This is a genomic window from Blastococcus sp. CT_GayMR20 (assembly GCF_004570345.1).
Genome location: NZ_SPQM01000298.1, coordinates 1 through 1,518, shown reverse-complemented (window position 1 = coordinate 1,518; position 1,518 = coordinate 1). Strand labels below are relative to the sequence as shown.

Genomic DNA, 1,518 nt, shown 5'->3' with positions numbered 1-1,518 from the left:
GACGATGACCATGTCCTCGCGGGCGATCCCCAGGCTGGGGAGGAACGACTGGACCGCGTTGAGGATCACGTAGTCCCCGCAGCCGGGGCACCAGCGCACCTCCTGGTCGGTCTTGAAGTCCTTGCCCCTCAGCTGCGTCTCCTTGGCGCCGTGCGCCTCGACCGAGTGCGCGATCGCGTCGGCGATCGGGCCCTCAGCGGGCATGCCGAGATCGGTCGTCGTCACGGGGTTCCTCCGGTGGTGTCGATGGCGTCCTGCAGGACGGCGGCCAGCCCGGCCGCGCGGAACGGCAGGCCGCGCACCTGCGTGTGGCTCTGCACGTCCACGAGGTACTTCGCCCGCAGCAGGAGGGCGAGCTGCCCGAGGTTCATCTCCGGGCAGACCACCCGGTCGTAGCGGGCCAGCACCTCGCCGAGGTCCGGCGGGAACGGGTTGAGGTGCCGCAGGTGGATGTGCGCGACCGACCGCCCGGCACGACGGACCCGCCGGCAGGCCGCCCCGATCGGCCCGTACGTCGACCCCCAGCCGATGACGGCGACCTTCGCGTCGCCGTCCGGATCGTCGACCTCCGTCGGCGGCAGGCTCGCCGCGATCCCGTCGATCTTCGCCTGGCGGGTGCGGGTCATGAACTCGTGGTTGGCCGGGTCGTAGGAGATGTTCCCCGTCCTGTCGGCCTTCTCCAGCCCGCCGACCCGGTGCTGCATCCCCGCCGTGCCGGGGATCGCCCACGGGCGGGCCAGCGTCTCCGGGTCACGCAGATACGGCAGGAACTCCCCGGACTCCCCGTTCGGCTCCGTCGCGAACTCCACCGAGATCTCGGGGAGGTCGGCCATCGAGGGCACCGCCCACGGCTCCGCCCCGTTGGCGAGGTAGCCGTCGGACAGCAGGATCACCGGGGTGCGGTAGGTGAGCGCGATCCGCGCCGCTTCCACCGCCGCGTCGAAGCAGTCCCCCGGCGACTTCGGCGCGATCACCGGCACCGGTGCCTCCCCGTTGCGCCCGAACATGGCCTGCAGCAGGTCCGACTGCTCCGTCTTGGTCGGCAGACCGGTCGACGGCCCACCGCGCTGCACGTCCACCACCACCAGCGGCAGCTCGATCATCACGGCGAGGCCGATCGCCTCCGACTTCAGCGAGACCCCCGGGCCCGACGTCGTCGTCACCCCCAGCGCACCGCCGAACGACGCACCGATCGCGGCACCGATCCCGGCGATCTCGTCCTCCGCCTGGAACGTCCGGATCCCGAAGTTCTTGTGCTTCGACAGCTCGTGCAGGATGTCCGACGCCGGCGTGATCGGGTACGCGCCGAGGAACACCGGCAGGCCCGAGAGGCGCCCCGCCGCGACCAGGCCGTAGGACAGCGCCTGGTTGCCCGAGATGTTGCGGTAGGTGCCGGGTGCCATCGGGGCCGGCTTGATCTCGTAGGAGACCGCGAAGGCCTCCGTCGTCTCCCCGTAGTTGTAGCCCGCCCGGAACGCGGCGATGTTCGCCGCCGCGATCTCCGGCTTGCGGCGGAAC

The 1,518-nt window shown here is 71.5% G+C and carries 1 protein-coding gene and 1 pseudogene; both read right to left on the bottom strand.

Annotation, left to right across the window (positions count from 1 at the left end; all coding sequences use genetic code 11):
- A pseudogene (locus E4P40_RS27515) lies at nucleotides 1–225 on the bottom strand (2-oxoacid:ferredoxin oxidoreductase subunit beta); the annotation flags it as partial.
- Nucleotides 222–1,518, bottom strand: a 1,297-nt coding sequence (locus E4P40_RS27510) for a 2-oxoacid:acceptor oxidoreductase subunit alpha (RefSeq protein WP_135161452.1), incomplete at its 5' end; no start/stop codon positions are given. The gene E4P40_RS27510 and the pseudogene E4P40_RS27515, both read right to left, overlap by 4 nt.